Consider the following 15,163-nt stretch of genomic DNA (forward strand, 5'->3'; position numbering starts at 1 on the left):
CGAACGCACCGGCCGCTCCCGCCGCCGCGTCCGACGGCATGCCCGCGGCACCACCGGGGCCGCCGAGTCCGCCACCGGCCGAGGTCGTCGCCGCCGCGCTGAGCGTCGGAGCGACGAGGTTCACGACGAGGATGCCGACGAGGCCCACCGCGACACCGACGGCACCGCCGATGAGCGACTGTACGACGGACTCGCCCGCGACCTGGCCGACGATGCGCCGGTTGCTCCACCCGATCGCCTTGAGCGTGCCGAACTCGCGGGTGCGGCGCGTGACACCGGAGATCGTGAACAGGATCGCGATGAGGAACGCGGCGGCGAGCACGATGAGCGACAGCCAGGTGCCGAGGTTGGACACGAGCGTCGACGCCGAGGCGAGCGAGCCGGACACGGTGGACGCGAGGTCCTCCTGGGTGCTCACGGTCGCGTCGGGCAGTGCCGACTCGATGTCCGTCTGCACCTGTGTGATGTCGGTCGACGAGGCGGCCTGCACGTACACGTCGCTGATCTGGCCGTCGAGTCCGGCGAGCGTCTGCGCGACGTCGAGGGGGATGTAGACGTTCGACGCGGTCGTGGCGTCGGCTCCGGAAGCGGTCACCGTGCCGACCACGCTGAACGTGGTGCCCGCGATGTCGATCGTGTCGCCGGTGGCGATCCCCGCCTCGGTCGCGTAGGAGGCGTCGAGGACGGCGACGTCCGTGCCCGCGTCGTCGGCTGCGAGCGAGCGACCGTCGCTGAGGGTGACGGCCGAGAGCGGACCGACGGCGTCGCCCGAGGGGTCGAGACCGAGGACCGTGAAGGAGTCGACACCGAAGGAGCTCCCGCCTGCGCCGTCCGGACCGCCCTGCGGCGGGGTCGCGCCGGTCGTGTCACCGCCGGGCACGCCTGCCGCCCCGTCGGACCCCTGCGCCTGGGAGAAGTCGGGCAGCTCACCGGTGAAGGTCGTGTTCGTGAGCGACAGGGTGGCTGCCGCGGCCTCGACGTTGGCGACGTCGGTGATCGTGCCGAGCGCCGTCGCGTCGAAGGTCGACGTGCCGCGCGCCGCCTCGAGCCGCGACTGGTTGACGGTCGTCGTGCCGTCACTGGTCGACCCGTCGCCCGAGCCGAAGTCGAAGTTCTGGCCGGGGCCGCCGCCCTCCTTCGGCGCCTCGGCGGCCTGACTCACCGTGATGTCCGTTCCGACCCCGTAGACGGATTCCAGCACCGACGCCTGCGCCGTCTTCACGCCGGCTGCGACCGAGTTGACGATGATCACGAGGGCGATGGCGAGCGCCATCCCGATGGCGATGATGATGGTCTGTTTGCGACGACCGACGAGTTCCCGCCGGAGATAGGTTCCGAACATGTCTGCGTTTCCTTCTGTTCTGGTGCACGTGCCGGCGTCCCCGTTGCGCGACGCCGACGATCCGCACGTCGCGGATGACTTGGACCGGACGCTACGGAGGCCCGCTTGGCCCGCGCCTCGGCGACGCTATGAATCGGCCCAGGCCGCTGCGGGCGCTTCGCCGACTCGGGAAGGGCACAGCATCCGTCTGGTCGGTTCATAGACAGCTCATAGGGCGGCGGCGAATACTGAACCCGTGAACATCCCGACCCAGGCGCCCGGTGCCGCGCGAAGCGCACTCAAACGGGCCGACGGCACCGCCGTCCGCGTGCTCGTCGTCGACGACGAGGCCACGCTCACGGACCTCCTGCAGATGGCCCTGCGTTACGAGGGCTGGGAGATCCGGACCGCCGCCGACGGCCGCGAGGCCCTCACGATCGCCCGCGACTTCCGCCCGGACGCCATCGTGCTCGACATCATGCTGCCCGACCTGGACGGCCTGCAGGTGCTGAACCGCCTGCGGACCTCGGGGAGCGACGTCCCCGTGCTGTTCCTCACCGCCAAGGACTCGCTCGACGACCGCATCGCCGGCCTCACCGCCGGCGGCGACGACTACGTGACGAAGCCGTTCAGCCTCGAGGAGGTCGTCGCCCGGCTGCGCGGGCTCATCCGCCGCTCGACCCTCCTGGCCGCCGACGAGTCCGGCCCGGACATCGTGGTCGGCGACCTCGTGCTCAACGAGGACAGCCACGAGGTGACACGCGACGGCGAGCCCATCGAACTCACCGCGACCGAGTTCGAGCTGCTGCGGTTCCTCATGCGGAACCCGCGCCGGGTGCTGAGCAAGGCCCAGATCCTCGACCGGGTGTGGAGCTACGACTTCGGTGGTCGTGCGAGCGTCGTCGAGATCTACATCTCCTACCTGCGGAAGAAGATCGACGCCGGGCGCGAGCCCATGATCCACACCGTGCGCGGTGCCGGGTACATGTTGAAGATCCCGACGGTCGGTTCGTGACCACGAGCGCCCCCGTCACCGACCCGGCAGCGACGACCACCGGCTCCACCCGCCCCAAGCGCGCTCCGTGGACGCTCCGTCGACGCCTCATGGTCGTCGTCGTCGGGCTCCTCGCCCTCGGCAGCGCCATCGTCGGTGTCGCGAGCGCGGTGGCGGTGAGCGGCCTCCTCACCGAGGGCGTCGACAACCAGCTCACGAAGGCCGCCGAGCGGATCGTCGACTACGGCCGGAACGGTCAACTCCCCGCGCCGGACTCCATCCCCGACGCCGCGATCCCGGACGGCTACGGTGGCGGTTCGGGGACGCGCGAGCCACCTGCCTTCATCGGCGCTCCAGGCCTCGGGCCCGGCGCGCTCGGGGCGATCGTCGTCGACGGCACCATCGTCAACGCCGGATACCTCAACGCCGACGGCAGCACGGTCCCGTGCACCGAGAGCCAGGACGCCATGATCCTCACGGTGTCGGCCGGCGACCGACCGTCGACCATCAACCTCGGTGAGCACCTCGGCGACTACCGCGTCGTCGCCGTCACCGACGCGAGCGGCGCGACGAGGATCATCGGGCTCCCGCTCGCCGAGGTCGCGTCGACGGTCATGCAGCTCGTCACCCTCATCGCGATCATGAGCGTCGTGGTCCTGCTGCTCGCCGGGCTGGCCGCGTTCGCGATCGTGCGGTACTCGCTCCGCCCGCTCGACCGGGTCGTCGCGACGGCCGCGGTCGTCGCCGAGCTGCCCCTCGACCGCGGTGAGGTGGCGCTCGCCGTCCGGGTACCGGAGTCGGACACCGACCCGCGCACCGAGGTCGGGCGCGTCGGATCGGCGATCAACCGCATGCTCGGGCACGTCTCGTCCGCGCTGAACGCCCGGCAGGCGAGCGAGAACAAGGTGCGCCGGTTCGTCTCGGACGCGAGCCACGAGCTCCGGACCCCGCTGGCGTCCATCGCCGGATACTCGGAACTCGCCGCCCGGAAGTCGGACGCGCTGCCGGAGGACGTCACGCACTCCCTCGGCCGGATCCGCTCCGAGGCCGGTCGCATGACCACGATCGTCGAGGACCTGCTGCTGCTGGCGCGGTTGGACGAGGGACGCGAACTCGCGAAGCGCCCCGTCGACCTCACCGAACTCGTCATCCACACCGTCGGCGACGCCCATGTCGCCGGGCCGGACCACGTGTTCGAACTGGACTTCCCCGAGGAGCCCGTCCTCGTCACGGGTGATGCGTCCCGACTGCAACAGGTGATCGTCAACCTACTCGCCAACGCGCGGACCCACACGCCCGCCGGGACGACCGTGCGGACGGGGCTGGCGGTCGAGAGCGGTCCTGCGGGCGAGATCGCCGTGCTGACCGTTTCGGACGACGGCCCCGGCATCGACCCCGCGCTGCAGCCCAACCTCTTCGAGCGCTTCGTCCGTGGCGACGACTCCCGCTCACGGGCCACCGGGAGCACCGGCCTCGGGCTCGCGATCGTGCACGCCGTCGTGGCCGCGCACCACGGCACGGTCAGGTGCGAGAGCACACCAGGACGGACGGTGTTCCGCGTCGAGCTACCGGCCGTCGCCACCCCGGACGTCCTCGTCCCGACGGCGGAGTGATCCGTGCGGCCGGGTAGCGTGGTCCCCATGTGGGTCAAGGTGTGCGGTCTGTCCGAGGCGTCCGACGTCGCTGCGGCGGTGGACGCCGGAGTCGACGCGATCGGATTCGTCTTCGCGCCGGGGTCGCCCCGGACCATCGAGCCCGAACGCGTCGCCTCGCTGCGCGCCGACGTCCCCGAGTCGGTGCTGACGGTCGGTGTCTTCCGGCGCCAGTCGGTCGAGGAGGTCTCGCGGATCGCCGGTGCTGCCGGGGTGCAGGCTGTCCAGCTCCACGGTGACGAACCACCCGAGGCGTTCCAGGAGCTGCAGGCGATGGGATGGCGGACGCTCCGGGCGACCTCGGCGGTGCACTACGCCTCCGAGAACGCCGCCGAGCGCGCCGCCTACGCCGAGGAGCTGTTGCTCCTCGATGCACCGGACCCGGGAGCCGGGAAGACCTTCGACACGATCGCTCTGGTGGCGAACCCACCCACCCGCACGTGGATCCTCGCCGGCGGTCTCACGCCGGAGAACGTCCAGGGCCTCATCGCGGAACTCCGGCCCTGGGGGGTCGACGTGTCCAGCGGGGTCGAGTCCTCGCGCGGGGTGAAGTCGCCGGAGCTCATCCGTTCGTTCGTGCACGCCGCCCGCACCGCCCGGGCCGTCTGAGCGTCCGCGGGACACCCGCTGGTCCGGGGTGTGACCCGCACGCTACATTCGTCGGATGAGGCGGTCGGTCGACCGCGATGACGACAAGGAGCGCCACCACCGTGATCGACACCATCCTGCTCGCCGCTGACGACAACGGTCGTGCCGCCATCGAGTTCATGAACGCCCCCGCCAACGTCTTCGGCGGCATCATCGGCTACGCCCTGTTCGTCGCATCCGTCTGGGGCATGTTCGAGAAGTCGGGCCGCTCCGGCTGGACCGCGATCATCCCGATCTACAACTGGTACGTCGTCGTCAAGCTCGCCGGCTTCTCCGGCGCGGCGACCATCCTCTACTTCATCCCGCTCGTGAACATCGTGTTCGGATGGATCGTCGGTTGGCACATCGGCAAGCAGTTCGACAAGAGCACGGTGTTCCGGATCTTCGGACTCGTCCTGTTCCAGCTGATCGGGTTCTTCATCCTCAGCTACGGCTCGGACCGCTACCTGGGCAAGCAGGCCGACCGCGCCTAGACGGCGGTCACCGGAGCCGGACGCTCACCGCGACGGCCAGGCCCACGGCGGCGTCGACAGCAGACCCTGATCCTCGATGGTCGTCTCGCCGAGTCGCTTCACCAGCCGGTGCTCATGCACCTCGCCGGCCTCGAGCATGGCCTCGATGAGCGGACGGGCGTGGGAGACGACCACGAGCTGTGTGTCGGCGCTCGCCGCGGTGATGAGCCGAGCGAGCTGGGGGAGGAGGTCCCCGTGGAGGCTCGTCTCGGGCTCGTTCAGCACCATGAGCTCGGGCGGGCGTGGCGTGAGGAGCGCCGCGACGAGCAGGAGGTAACGGAGCGTGCCGTCGGACAGCTCGCCGGCCGAGAGTGGACGGAGCATCCCCGGCTGTTCGAGCTCCAGCCGGAACACCCCGTCGTCGGCGCGCACGCGCAGCACGCTGCCGGGGAACGCATCGTCGACGGCGGCGTCGAGGCGATTCCGGCCGCCGGACTCGATGATCGTCTGCACCGCGGCGGCGAGGTCCGCGCCGTCGTGCCCGAGCACAGGCGTCCTCGTCCCGACCTGCGGCGCACGCGCCGGGGCCTCGCGGTCGGTCCGGAACTGGTCGTAGAACCGCCAGCCGCGCACCTGGCCGCGCACGCGGAGGACCTCGGGCGTCGCGTCGGCGTCCGAGAACTCGGTGAGGATGCTCTCCGAGGTGCCGAGCGTTCGACCGATCGGACGCCACGACCCGTCGCGGACCCGGACCGCCGGACCATGTCGGTCGACGAGCAGGCTGCTCGGTTTGGCCAGTGCGCCGGCGAAGATCTGCTCCCGCTTGATCTCGGGGTCGCGGCCGAACAGCGTCGTGGACGGTTGCGGGATCCCGAGGTCGACGAGATACCCCAGCGTGTCCGTCGCGAATCCGAGTCGCAGGCTGATCGGACCCGAGCGGCGCGTGCCCTGGACCGGGACGGAGCCGTCGACCATGGCCCGACTCACGTGCTCGGGGCCGGCCCAGAGCGTCGAGGAGAGCCCGCCGTCGCGGGCGAGGGATCCGACGACATCGCCGTCGCCCGCACTCGCGAGGAGTCGGAGTGCCCGGTAGAGGTTGGACTTGCCGGTGCCGTTCGCGCCGGTCACGACGTCGAGGCCGTGCAGCGGCAGCACGGTGTCTCGGATGGACCGGTAGCCGGAGATGGCGAGCGTCTGGATCATGGCTCCATGGTGCCGGGCGCCTCGGACATCCGGACGGGTGGTGGATGCCCGGTGCACGCCTGTCGGGACGGGGCCGGGGGTGTGTTATGGTTGTCGAAACCAAAGACCGCCGGTCACTGTCGCGTGCAAACGAGACAGTCGAAGGTTCTCATGACGAGACGTCCAGCGCAGGTGTATGAAGATCTGATCGAGGCTTGCCTTTCCCCAGCTCCGTGCGCTTGCGCCGGAGCTTTTTTCATGCCCGAACCCTTCACCGGCCCGGCGGTTGGTGTGTGCGGCCTCCGCTGCATGCATTCAAGATTCGAAAAGGAGTGGCCATGGCGAACAAGGAAGCCTCGGTTGCCGAACTCACGGAGAAGTTCCAGAGCTCGACCGCCGTTCTGCTGACCGAGTACCGCGGCCTCACTGTTGCTCAGCTCAAGAACCTGCGCAAGAGCATCAGTGCGGACGCAACCTACGCCGTGGTGAAGAACACGCTGACCAAGATCGCGGCGAACAACGCCGGCATCTCGTCGTTCGACGACGAGCTCGCCGGTCCGTCCGCGATCGCATTCGTGCACGGTGACCCAGTCGCCGTCGCGAAGGCTCTTCGTGACTTCGCCAAGGCAAACCCTCTCCTCGTGGTCAAGGGCGGTTACTTCGACGGTAACCCGCTGACCGCTGACGAGGTGCGCAAGCTCGCCGACCTCGAGTCCCGTGAAGTGCTGCTGGCAAAGCTTGCCGGCGCCGTCAAGGCCTCGCTGTTCGGAGCTGCCTATCTCTTCAACGCACCGCTCTCGAAGGCCGTTCGCACGGTCGAGGCGCTGCGCGAGAAGCAGGAGTCCGCGGCCGAGTAATTCGGTTCCGCGAACAATCAACCCCGTACCTGTCCGCCGCGTGATGCGGTTGCAGGGCATGAAACAAGGAGAACAATCATGGCAAAGCTGTCAAACGAAGAACTGATCAACGCGTTCAAGGAGCTCACGCTCATCGAGCTCAGCGAGTTCGTCAAGCTGTTCGAGGAGACCTTCGAGGTCACCGCTGCTGCTCCCGTCGCCGTCGCCGGCCCGGCTGCTGCTGGCGCTGCTGTTGAAGAGGTCGAAGAGAAGACCGACTTCGACGTCATCCTCGAGGCTGCTGGCGACAAGAAGATCCAGGTCATCAAGACGGTCCGCGAGCTCACCTCGCTCGGCCTCGGCGAGGCCAAGGCTCTCGTCGACGGCGCTCCGGCTGCCGTCCTCGAAGGCGCCAACAAGGAAGCCGCTGACAAGGCGAAGGAAGCCCTCGAGGCTGCCGGCGCCACCGTCACGCTCAAGTAGTCGGTCCCCTGCGGGGGACAACCACTGGGCTGGCGACCGACTCCGGTCGGTCGCCGCTGACGATCGCGGATCTTCCTGACACGAGTGCTGCACGCACTCGGCAGAGACATCCGTGATCGGAGGGCATCGCCCCCGATTCGTTCGGGAGCGGTGCCCTCCGTCAGTTAATCGGAGGGCCTGCGATTCGTCGCGTCGCTCCACACGGACGCGGATGCTCTGCACCCGTCGACGACGTTCGTCGACGGTTCACGCAGGTATCCGCGTCGTCGCCCCGCTCCGTGTGAGCGTGGGCTGTCGGTGCGGTGCCCGAATCGGGAGAACCCACCACCATGAACACCCACGCACGCTGGCGTGCAACCATCACCTGGATCCGAGCCCAGCTCGCATCCGCTTTCACCGAGTCGGAACGGGCGAGCGACGCCCACCCGCCCGATCCGCGGGTCAGCCAGTCCTTCACCACCTGGATGCGCTGACCGGTTCACAATGCAGGTCCGCCTGGGCGAGTCCCGCCCTGCGGGAGGCTCCCGGTGCCGACGCGCCGGGAGCCTCCTGAATGGTGATCACCGGACTGAATGTGCAAGTGCATAGCTTGGCTATGTATACTGGATGGATCATGACCGAGAACCGTACGCATTCACCCCTGCACACCATCCTCGGCGACCTCATCACGGCATCGCACCGGCTCACCCGCCTTGCCGCCCAGGCCACCGGATCCTCCGAATCGCCCGCCGTCTGGCGCACACTCTCCGTGCTCACCACGGTCGGCCCCGTCCGGGTCGGCGAACTGGCCCGCCAGAGCCGGGTGTCCCAACCCACGATGACGAAGCTCGTACAGAGCCTCGACGAGCGCGACTGGATCAAGCGGATCGCCGACGTCGACGACCACCGCGCGTGGCTCATCGCCATCGCCCCCAAGGGGACGGCCGCTCTCCTCGCCTGGCGCGACGAGCTCACCGACGCCCTAGAGCCGGCCTTCACCGACCTCGAGGACGACGACCTCGCCGCGATCGCCAGGACCGTCGAGATCATCCAGGCCCGCGTTGCCGTCGAGGTCGCCTCGGAGCTGACGGCATGAGCGCCGACACCAGCGCACGCACGTCCTCCGTGCCCACGTCCGCAGCGTGGAGCCACGGCCACGGCGCCAGCCACAGTGCCGGCCTCGGCGGCATTCTGCATCAGCCGAAGGCCGTCTGGGCGGTCGCCTTCGCGAGTGTCATCGCCTTCATGGGCATCGGCCTCGTCGACCCGATCCTCCCCGCGATCGCCGAAGACCTCCAGGCGACGCCGACGCAGGCCGAGATGCTCTTCACGAGCTACCTACTCGTCACCGGCGTGGCCATGCTGTTCACGAGCTGGCTGTCGAGCCGGATCGGTGCCAAGCGCACGCTCCTCATCGGACTCGCGCTCGTCGTCCTGTTCGCGCTCCTCGCGGGCCTGTCCGACTCCGTCGGAGCCGTCATCGGCTTCCGGGCCGGCTGGGGCCTCGGCAACGCGCTCTTCATCTCGACGGCACTCGCCACCATCGTCGGAGCCGCAGCGGGCGGCCGCGCCAACGCGATCATCCTGTACGAGGCGGCACTCGGGCTCGGCATCGCGATCGGTCCGCTCCTGGGTGGTCTCCTCGGCGGCATCGGCTGGAAGTGGCCGTTCTTCGGCACGGCGACGCTCATGGCCGTCGGGTTCATCGCGATCGTCACCCTCCTGAAGACCGAGGGGCCGAAGCCCGCGCCGCTCAAGCTGTCCGCGCCGTTCAAGGCGCTGGCGATCCCGTCGCTCGGCATCCTCGCGGCAGCCGCCCTGTTCTACAACATCGGCTTCTTCACCCTGCTCGCCTACTCGCCGTTCCCGCTCGGCCTCGATGCGATGGGTCTCGGGTTCACCTTCTTCGGGTGGGGTGTCGCGCTGGCGATCACGAGCGTGTTCGTCGCACCGCTGCTCACGGCTCGGATGCGTCGCACCTCCGTGATCAAGCTGGTCCTGCCGTTGCTGGCGCTGGACCTCGTCGCGGCCGGACTCCTCGTGCAGTCCACCACCGGCCTCATCGTCTGCATCGTCGTCGGCGGACTCCTGCTCGGCGTCATGAACACGGTGCTGACCGAGTCGGTCATGGAGGCGACGGACCTGCCGAGCAACGTCGCATCCTCGGCCTACTCGTCCGTACGGTTCCTCGGTGGGGCCATCGCGCCGCCGGCCGCCGCGGAGATCGCGAAGCTCCTCTCGCCCGCCGCGCCCTACTACGTGGCCGCAGGCTCGCTCATCGTCGCGGTCCTCATCGTCGTCCTCGGTCGCAAACACCTCGCCCGCGTCGACGGCCCGGTGGAGAGCGAGCTCGACGAGGCCATCGCGATCACCGCAGCCGACGCGAGCTGATCCGACCCGTCACCGCGCCCCACTGACGCGAGCGCTCCCCTCCGGGGGCCTGCGCTCACGTCAGTGGGGCGCGCTCGCGTCAGCGCGCCGCGCTGGGAGTGCAGCCGGGGTGTCTACTCGGCGGACTCGGGGCGCGTCGTGGTCTGTCGGATCACCAGACGGGTCGGCCAGCGCACCTCGGAGACGGTACTGCCCGGCTCCCCGGAGTCCGGGGCCTGCGCGCGTTGCTCGTCCTCCAGGTCTTGGAGGAGGATCTCGACGGCATGCCGCCCCTGCGCGCGTGGCTCCTGCTCGAAGGTGGTGAGCGCGAACATCTCCGCGTAGGAGTGCCCGTCGATCCCGATGACCGACAGCTCCGCCGGAACGGTGATCCCGAGGCGTCGTGCGGCGATGATGATGCCGATCGCCACCTCGTCCGTCGAGGCGAACACCGCCGTCGGGCGGATCCTCGCGTCCCGCAGCAACTGCGCAGCGGCCTCGTACCCGCCCGGCAACGAGTGGACCGCGGGCAGGACGTGCACGGCCGAGGTGAGCCCTGCATCCTCCATCGCCGCGAGGTAGCCGGCCAGGCGCCTGCCGTGCACGGTGTCGGTCTGCAGTTCGGCGTCGTGACCGGTGATGTGGGCGATGCGCGTGTGCCCGAGCGTCATGAGGTGCTCCGTCGCCTCGCGGCCGAGCGCCTGGTCGTCGATGTTGATGGAGTGGGCCCCGCGGATGTTGCCGCCGATCGACACGAGTGGACGGGGGTTGGCGAGCAGGCGCGCGATCTCGTCCTGCGAGGCCTCGATCCCGATCGAGATCATGCCGTCGAAGCGCTTGTTCGTGAGGTAGGCGTCGAAGATCCGATCGCGTTCCGGGGAGTCGGGCGGCAGATGGTGGAGTGTCAGGTCGTATCCCCGCGCACGGAGGGCTCCCTCGGCGCCTTCCAGGACCTCGCCGAAGTACCAGCGGTTGAGAAATGAGGTGAGGACGCCGATGGCCAGCGTGCGTCCGGTGGACAGGCTCGCGGCGATGGGCGAGGCGACATACCCGATCGTGGCCGCGGCCTGCACGACCCGTTCCCGGGTCTCGGCCGACACGTATCCGCGCCCGGTGAGCGCTCGCGAGGCCGTCGCTTTTGAAACGCCGGCGAGGGCCGCGACATCACTGATGGCACCACTCATGCCGACTCCCTCCGTTGGGTAGCACCACCATAGCGAATCTGGAACAGACCTGGAACTGCAGACTGGAACTGATCCATAACATCTGGAACACGAACGGTCCGGCCGACCGCGTGATTTCGGTGGGAGCGCTCTCACTGTCTATTTCGTTATGTTCTCGTGCTTGCATCCTGTCGCCGGGTGAAGTACTTTGACGCATGGAAACGGTTCCGCATCCGGGCCGATTCCGCACCAGTGCATCATCGGAACGGCTCGACCCTGGAGACGTTCGAACCTGCAGCACTCAATGAGGAGGACACAGATGAGTTTCATTCGGACCCGCCGGACGGCCCTGCCGCTGGCCGTCCTGGCCGTCGCGGGCGTCGCGCTCACCGCTTGTTCAGGCGGATCGGGCAGCAGCGGCGGTGGCGACGACGACAAGACCGTCACCATCTACGGGACGATCGCCGACACCGAGGCGAAGCTGCTCGAGGAGAGCTGGGCCGACTTCGAGAAGGACAGCGGCATCACGATCAAGTACGAGTCCTCCAAGGAGTTCGAGTCGCAGATCGGTATCCGCGCCCAGGGCGGTAACCCGCCCGACCTCGCGATCTTCCCGCAGCCCGGCCTCCTGGCCGACCTCGCCAAGCGCGACTACCTGAAGCCCGCGCCCGACAGCGTCAAGGCGAACATCGAGAAGTACTGGTCGAAGGACTGGGCCGCCTACGGCACCGTCAACGACACCGTCTACGGCGCGCCGCTCATGGCGAGCGTCAAGGGCCTCGTCTGGTACCAGCCGGCCAAGTTCAAGGAATGGGGCGTCGAGGTCCCGAAGACCTGGGACGAGCTGCTCACGCTGACCAAGACGATCCAGGAGAAGACGGGTTCCGCACCCTGGTGCGCCGGCTTCGGCTCCGGCGACGCCTCGGGCTGGCCCGGCACCGACTGGATCGAAGACCTCGTCCTGCGCCAGCAGGGCCCGGACGTCTACGACGACTGGGTGGCCAACAAGGTCAAGTTCACCGACCCGAAGATCAAGGAAGCGTTCGACTCGGTCGGCGAGATCCTCAAGAACCCGGAGTACGTGAACGCGAGCTTCGGCGACGTGTCCTCGATCAACTCGACCGAGTTCGGTGACGTCGCTCCGGCGCTCGCCTCCGGCGCCTGCGCACTGCACCACCAGGCATCCTTCTTCTCCGGCTTCCTCGAGGACGCCGGCGCGACCGTCGCCCCCGACGGTGACGTGTGGGCCTTCGTGACCCCCGGCATCAAGGAGGGCGAGACCGCTGTCACCGGTGGTGGCGAGATCGTCGGCGCGTTCAGCGACGACGAGAGCACCGTCAAGGTCCAGGAGTACCTCTCGAGCCCTGAGTGGGCGAACAAGCGGGTCAAGCTCGGCGGCGTCATCTCGGCCAACAACGGCCTCGACCCGGCGAACGCCTCGACCCCGATCCTCAGCCAGGCGATCGAGATCCTGCAGGACGAGAAGACCACGTTCCGCTTCGACGCCTCCGACCTGATGCCCGGTGCCGTCGGCGCCGGAACCTTCTGGAAGGGCCTCGTGAACTGGATCAACGGCGACGAGACCGACCAGGTCCTCAAGGACATCGAAGCCGGCTGGCCCTCCAGCGAGTAATCGATATCCGGAACTGCTGCTCATGAGCGGAAGCGCCGGAGGGTGATCACCCTCCGGCGCTTCCGCCTCGGCAGTGGAACCCCCTAGGGTTCACTCAGGGTCCAACGCCGTACTCGAAAGGCCAGCTATGTCAGGTTTCCTCAACTGGTTGGGCGGACTGCCACCGCTCGCCCAGATCCCGATCGTCGTCATCGCCTTCGGCGCGGTGGTGGCCCTCCTCCTCTTCTTCGTGGACATCGCGCCACGCAAGGGCACCCTCTACACGGTCATCCGTCTGGCGTTCTGCGTCCTGGTGCCCGTCATCGTCGTCCTCTTCTTCGGCTCGTTCCTGTGGGCCGCGGCTGTCGCAGCCGTCCTGGGTGGCGTGCTCTTCCTCCTCGACTACCGCTCCAAGAAGGGCGTCGGGTACCTCGTCCAGCTCGTCGGCTTCCTCGCACCGGCGTTCCTGCTGCTGCTGATCGGCCTGATCCTGCCGTCGATCAACACGACGATCGCCGCATTCATGTCGGCGTCCGGCAAGAACTTCGTCGGGCTGAACAACTTCATCTGGTTGTTCACGCAGCCGAGCGCGATCCGCACCGTGATCAACACGATCATCTGGGTGCTCATCGTCCCGGCGCTGTCGACGGCCTTCGGCCTCGCCTATGCGGTGTTCATCGACAAGTCCCGCGGTGAGAAGTACTTCAAGATCCTCGTCTTCATGCCGATGGCGATCTCCTTCGTCGGCGCATCCATCATCTGGCGCTTCATCTACGCCTACCGTGAGGCCGGCGCGACCCAGATCGGTCTGCTCAACCAGATCGTCGTGTGGTTCGGCGGCACCCCGGTGCAGTGGTTGCAGAACGAGCCGTGGAACACGCTGTTCCTCATCGTCGTGCTCATCTGGGTGCAGACCGGGTTCGCGATGGTCGTGCTGTCCGCCGCGATCAAGGGTGTCCCCACCGAGCAGATCGAGGCCGCCGAGCTCGACGGCACGAACGGCTGGCAGCGCTTCACCAACGTCATCGTCCCCGGCATCCGCTCCTCGCTGGTCGTCGTCGTCACGACGATCTCCATCGCGTCGCTGAAGGTCTTCGACATCGTCCGCACCATGACCGCCGGTAACAACGGCACCTCGGTCATCGCGAACGAGATGTACACCCAGTTCAAGAACTTCGAGAACGGCCGGAGTGCGGCGTTCGCCGTGATCCTGTTCATCCTCGTGCTGCCGATCGTCATCTACAACGCACGGCAGATCAAGAAGCAGAGGGAGATCCGATGAGTGCTGTGCAGCCGATCGAACTACCGATCGACGAGTCCACGAAGGACCAGCTCGCGAAGGGTGAGCGCGGCATCGAGGCTGCGAGCCGACGGACGAAGAAGCGGCTCACGAGCCGTGGCGCGACCATCGCGGCCGTCGTCATCGCTGTGCTGTGGACGATCCCGACCTTCGGTCTCTTCGTCTCCTCGTTCCGGCCTGAGCAGCAGGTGAAGACCACCGGTTGGTGGACGATCTTCTCCGACTTCCAAGTCACCATCGACAACTACGTGCAGGTGCTGCAGGCCGGCAACTCGACGCTGAACCTGGCGGGCTCGTGGGTCAACTCCATCGCCATCGCGGTCCCGGCGACCCTGATCCCGCTGGTGGTGGCGAGCCTCGCGGCGTACGCGTTCGCGTGGATCGACTTCCGGGGCAAGAACTTCCTGTTCATCCTCGTGTTCGCGCTGCAGGTGGTGCCGATCCAGATGGCGCTCGTCCCGCTGCTGTCGACCTTCTCCCGTGGCCTGAACATCTTCGGTCTGCAGGTCGGCGAGGGACTGGACGCGAGCGGCACGTTCGCCCAGGTGTGGATCGCGCACACCATGTTCGCGCTGCCGCTGGCGATCTTCCTGCTGCACAACTTCGTCGCGGAGATCCCCGGCGAGGTCATCGAAGCGGCGCGCGTGGACGGCGCGGGTCACGGTCAGATCTTCTTCCGGATCGTGCTGCCCCTGACCATGCCCGCCATCGCGTCGTTCGCGATCTTCCAGTTCCTGTGGGTGTGGAACGACCTGCTGGTCGCGCTCATCTTCGCGGACGGCGAGGTCGCACCGATCACGAAGCTACTGGCGGAGATCACCGGCACGCGTGGCAACGAGTGGCACCTGCTCACGGCCGGCGCGTTCATCTCGATCCTCGTCCCGCTCGTCGTGTTCTTCGCGCTGCAGCGGTACTTCGTCCGCGGGCTCCTGGCCGGTTCGACGAAGGGCTGACCTGACACGCGGTTCGATCCTCCGATCGACAGCGTCGTCGGTGCGCGAACGCCCCGGGAGCTCACGCTCCCGGGGCGTCCGTGCGTCTGCCGGCCGTCTGGTCTGGCGGTCCACCTGGTCCTTTCTCAGGGGAGCTACGGTGCGTCGTGTCGGCGTGCGCCCGGCGCGCCGGGGGAGTCCTGAGAACGGGACGAAGCTGAATTCTGGCCGATGAGTGA

The 15,163-nt window shown here is 68.2% G+C and carries 15 protein-coding genes; 12 read left to right on the plus strand and 3 right to left on the minus strand.

Annotation, left to right across the window (positions count from 1 at the left end):
• Positions 1–1,342 (minus strand): ABC transporter permease (locus IFT89_RS10930; RefSeq protein WP_202938946.1); only part of this gene is annotated, 1,342 nt, incomplete at its 3' end.
• Between the two features lie 235 nt (positions 1,343–1,577).
• Between IFT89_RS10930 and IFT89_RS10935 the strand changes: the two genes are divergently transcribed.
• The 4 genes from IFT89_RS10935 to IFT89_RS10950 all read left to right on the plus strand — a co-directional run bounded on the left by IFT89_RS10935 (position 1,578) and on the right by IFT89_RS10950 (position 5,088).
• A complete protein-coding gene (locus IFT89_RS10935; RefSeq protein ID WP_079003251.1) occupies positions 1,578–2,336 on the plus strand; it encodes a response regulator transcription factor in 759 nt (252 codons plus the stop codon).
• Positions 2,333–3,928 (plus strand): sensor histidine kinase, encoded by a 1,596-nt coding sequence (locus IFT89_RS10940; protein ID WP_202938947.1) that lies wholly within the window; start codon positions 2,333–2,335, stop codon positions 3,926–3,928. Before IFT89_RS10935 ends, IFT89_RS10940 begins: the two co-directional genes overlap by 4 nt.
• Positions 3,929–3,955: 27 nt before the next feature.
• Positions 3,956–4,576, plus strand: a complete 621-nt coding sequence (locus IFT89_RS10945; RefSeq protein WP_202938948.1) for a phosphoribosylanthranilate isomerase — start codon at positions 3,956–3,958, stop codon at positions 4,574–4,576.
• 101 nt (positions 4,577–4,677) lie between these two features.
• Positions 4,678–5,088 carry a DUF5684 domain-containing protein gene (locus tag IFT89_RS10950; RefSeq protein WP_202938949.1) on the plus strand — a complete coding sequence of 137 codons (411 nt, stop codon included), beginning with the start codon at positions 4,678–4,680 and terminating at the stop codon, positions 5,086–5,088.
• Between the two features lie 24 nt (positions 5,089–5,112).
• Here the strand turns inward: IFT89_RS10950 and IFT89_RS10955 are convergent, their stop codons facing one another.
• Positions 5,113–6,270 (minus strand): AAA family ATPase, encoded by a 1,158-nt coding sequence (locus tag IFT89_RS10955; protein WP_194645148.1) that lies wholly within the window; start codon positions 6,268–6,270, stop codon positions 5,113–5,115.
• A 317-nt stretch (positions 6,271–6,587) separates the two neighbouring features.
• Between IFT89_RS10955 and rplJ the strand changes: the two genes are divergently transcribed.
• The 5 genes from rplJ (at position 6,588) to IFT89_RS10980 (ending at position 9,938) form a co-directional block, all read left to right on the plus strand.
• On the plus strand, positions 6,588–7,106 hold the full coding sequence (gene rplJ, locus IFT89_RS10960; RefSeq protein ID WP_137243886.1) for a 50S ribosomal protein L10: 519 nt from the start codon (positions 6,588–6,590) through the stop codon (positions 7,104–7,106).
• Between the two features lie 78 nt (positions 7,107–7,184).
• Positions 7,185–7,568, plus strand: a complete 384-nt coding sequence (gene rplL / locus IFT89_RS10965; protein WP_056014124.1) for a 50S ribosomal protein L7/L12 — start codon at positions 7,185–7,187, stop codon at positions 7,566–7,568.
• 329 nt (positions 7,569–7,897) lie between these two features.
• A complete protein-coding gene (locus IFT89_RS10970; protein ID WP_153303516.1) occupies positions 7,898–8,041 on the plus strand; it encodes a hypothetical protein in 144 nt (47 codons plus the stop codon).
• A gap of 140 nt (positions 8,042–8,181) precedes the next feature.
• Positions 8,182–8,643 (plus strand): MarR family winged helix-turn-helix transcriptional regulator, encoded by a 462-nt coding sequence (locus IFT89_RS10975; protein ID WP_064294532.1) that lies wholly within the window; start codon positions 8,182–8,184, stop codon positions 8,641–8,643.
• On the plus strand, positions 8,640–9,938 hold the full coding sequence (locus IFT89_RS10980; protein ID WP_202938950.1) for an MFS transporter: 1,299 nt from the start codon (positions 8,640–8,642) through the stop codon (positions 9,936–9,938). The genes IFT89_RS10975 and IFT89_RS10980 overlap by 4 nt, the downstream gene beginning before the upstream one ends.
• A 113-nt stretch (positions 9,939–10,051) precedes the next feature.
• Here IFT89_RS10980 and IFT89_RS10985 read toward each other — a convergent pair whose 3' ends face one another.
• Positions 10,052–11,101, minus strand: coding sequence for a LacI family DNA-binding transcriptional regulator (locus IFT89_RS10985; RefSeq protein WP_192005842.1), 1,050 nt, complete (start codon positions 11,099–11,101; stop codon positions 10,052–10,054).
• Between the two features lie 298 nt (positions 11,102–11,399).
• Between IFT89_RS10985 and IFT89_RS10990 the strand changes: the two genes are divergently transcribed.
• The 3 genes from IFT89_RS10990 to IFT89_RS11000 all read left to right on the plus strand — a co-directional run bounded on the left by IFT89_RS10990 (position 11,400) and on the right by IFT89_RS11000 (position 14,945).
• On the plus strand, positions 11,400–12,713 hold the full coding sequence (locus IFT89_RS10990) for an ABC transporter substrate-binding protein (RefSeq protein WP_159879891.1): 1,314 nt from the start codon (positions 11,400–11,402) through the stop codon (positions 12,711–12,713).
• Between the two features lie 127 nt (positions 12,714–12,840).
• Positions 12,841–13,974: a carbohydrate ABC transporter permease gene (locus IFT89_RS10995; protein ID WP_202938951.1), complete on the plus strand. Its 1,134-nt coding sequence runs from the start codon at positions 12,841–12,843 to the stop codon at positions 13,972–13,974.
• Positions 13,971–14,945: a carbohydrate ABC transporter permease gene (locus IFT89_RS11000; RefSeq protein ID WP_079706730.1), complete on the plus strand. Its 975-nt coding sequence runs from the start codon at positions 13,971–13,973 to the stop codon at positions 14,943–14,945. The genes IFT89_RS10995 and IFT89_RS11000 overlap by 4 nt, the downstream gene beginning before the upstream one ends.
• Positions 14,946–15,163 lie beyond the last annotated feature (218 nt).

The sequence above is a fragment of the Plantibacter sp. CFBP 13570 genome (assembly GCF_014841395.1).
GTDB lineage: Bacteria > Actinomycetota > Actinomycetes > Actinomycetales > Microbacteriaceae > Plantibacter > Plantibacter auratus.

Bases quoted from the DNA above. Each gene is read 5' to 3' on its own strand.
- rplL (WP_056014124.1), top strand. From the start codon at position 7,185: ATGGCAAAGCTGTCAAACGAAGAACTGATCAACGCGTTCAAGGAGCTC.
- IFT89_RS11000 (WP_079706730.1), top strand. From the start codon at position 13,971: ATGAGTGCTGTGCAGCCGATCGAACTACCGATCGACGAGTCCACGAAG.
- IFT89_RS10945 (WP_202938948.1), top strand. From the start codon at position 3,956: ATGTGGGTCAAGGTGTGCGGTCTGTCCGAGGCGTCCGACGTCGCTGCG.
- IFT89_RS10955 (WP_194645148.1), bottom strand. From the start codon at position 6,270: ATGATCCAGACGCTCGCCATCTCCGGCTACCGGTCCATCCGAGACACC.
- IFT89_RS10990 (WP_159879891.1), top strand. From the start codon at position 11,400: ATGAGTTTCATTCGGACCCGCCGGACGGCCCTGCCGCTGGCCGTCCTG.
- IFT89_RS10970 (WP_153303516.1), top strand. From the start codon at position 7,898: ATGAACACCCACGCACGCTGGCGTGCAACCATCACCTGGATCCGAGCC.
- rplJ (WP_137243886.1), top strand. From the start codon at position 6,588: ATGGCGAACAAGGAAGCCTCGGTTGCCGAACTCACGGAGAAGTTCCAG.
- IFT89_RS10985 (WP_192005842.1), bottom strand. From the start codon at position 11,101: ATGAGTGGTGCCATCAGTGATGTCGCGGCCCTCGCCGGCGTTTCAAAA.
- IFT89_RS10975 (WP_064294532.1), top strand. From the start codon at position 8,182: ATGACCGAGAACCGTACGCATTCACCCCTGCACACCATCCTCGGCGAC.
- IFT89_RS10995 (WP_202938951.1), top strand. From the start codon at position 12,841: ATGTCAGGTTTCCTCAACTGGTTGGGCGGACTGCCACCGCTCGCCCAG.
- IFT89_RS10980 (WP_202938950.1), top strand. From the start codon at position 8,640: ATGAGCGCCGACACCAGCGCACGCACGTCCTCCGTGCCCACGTCCGCA.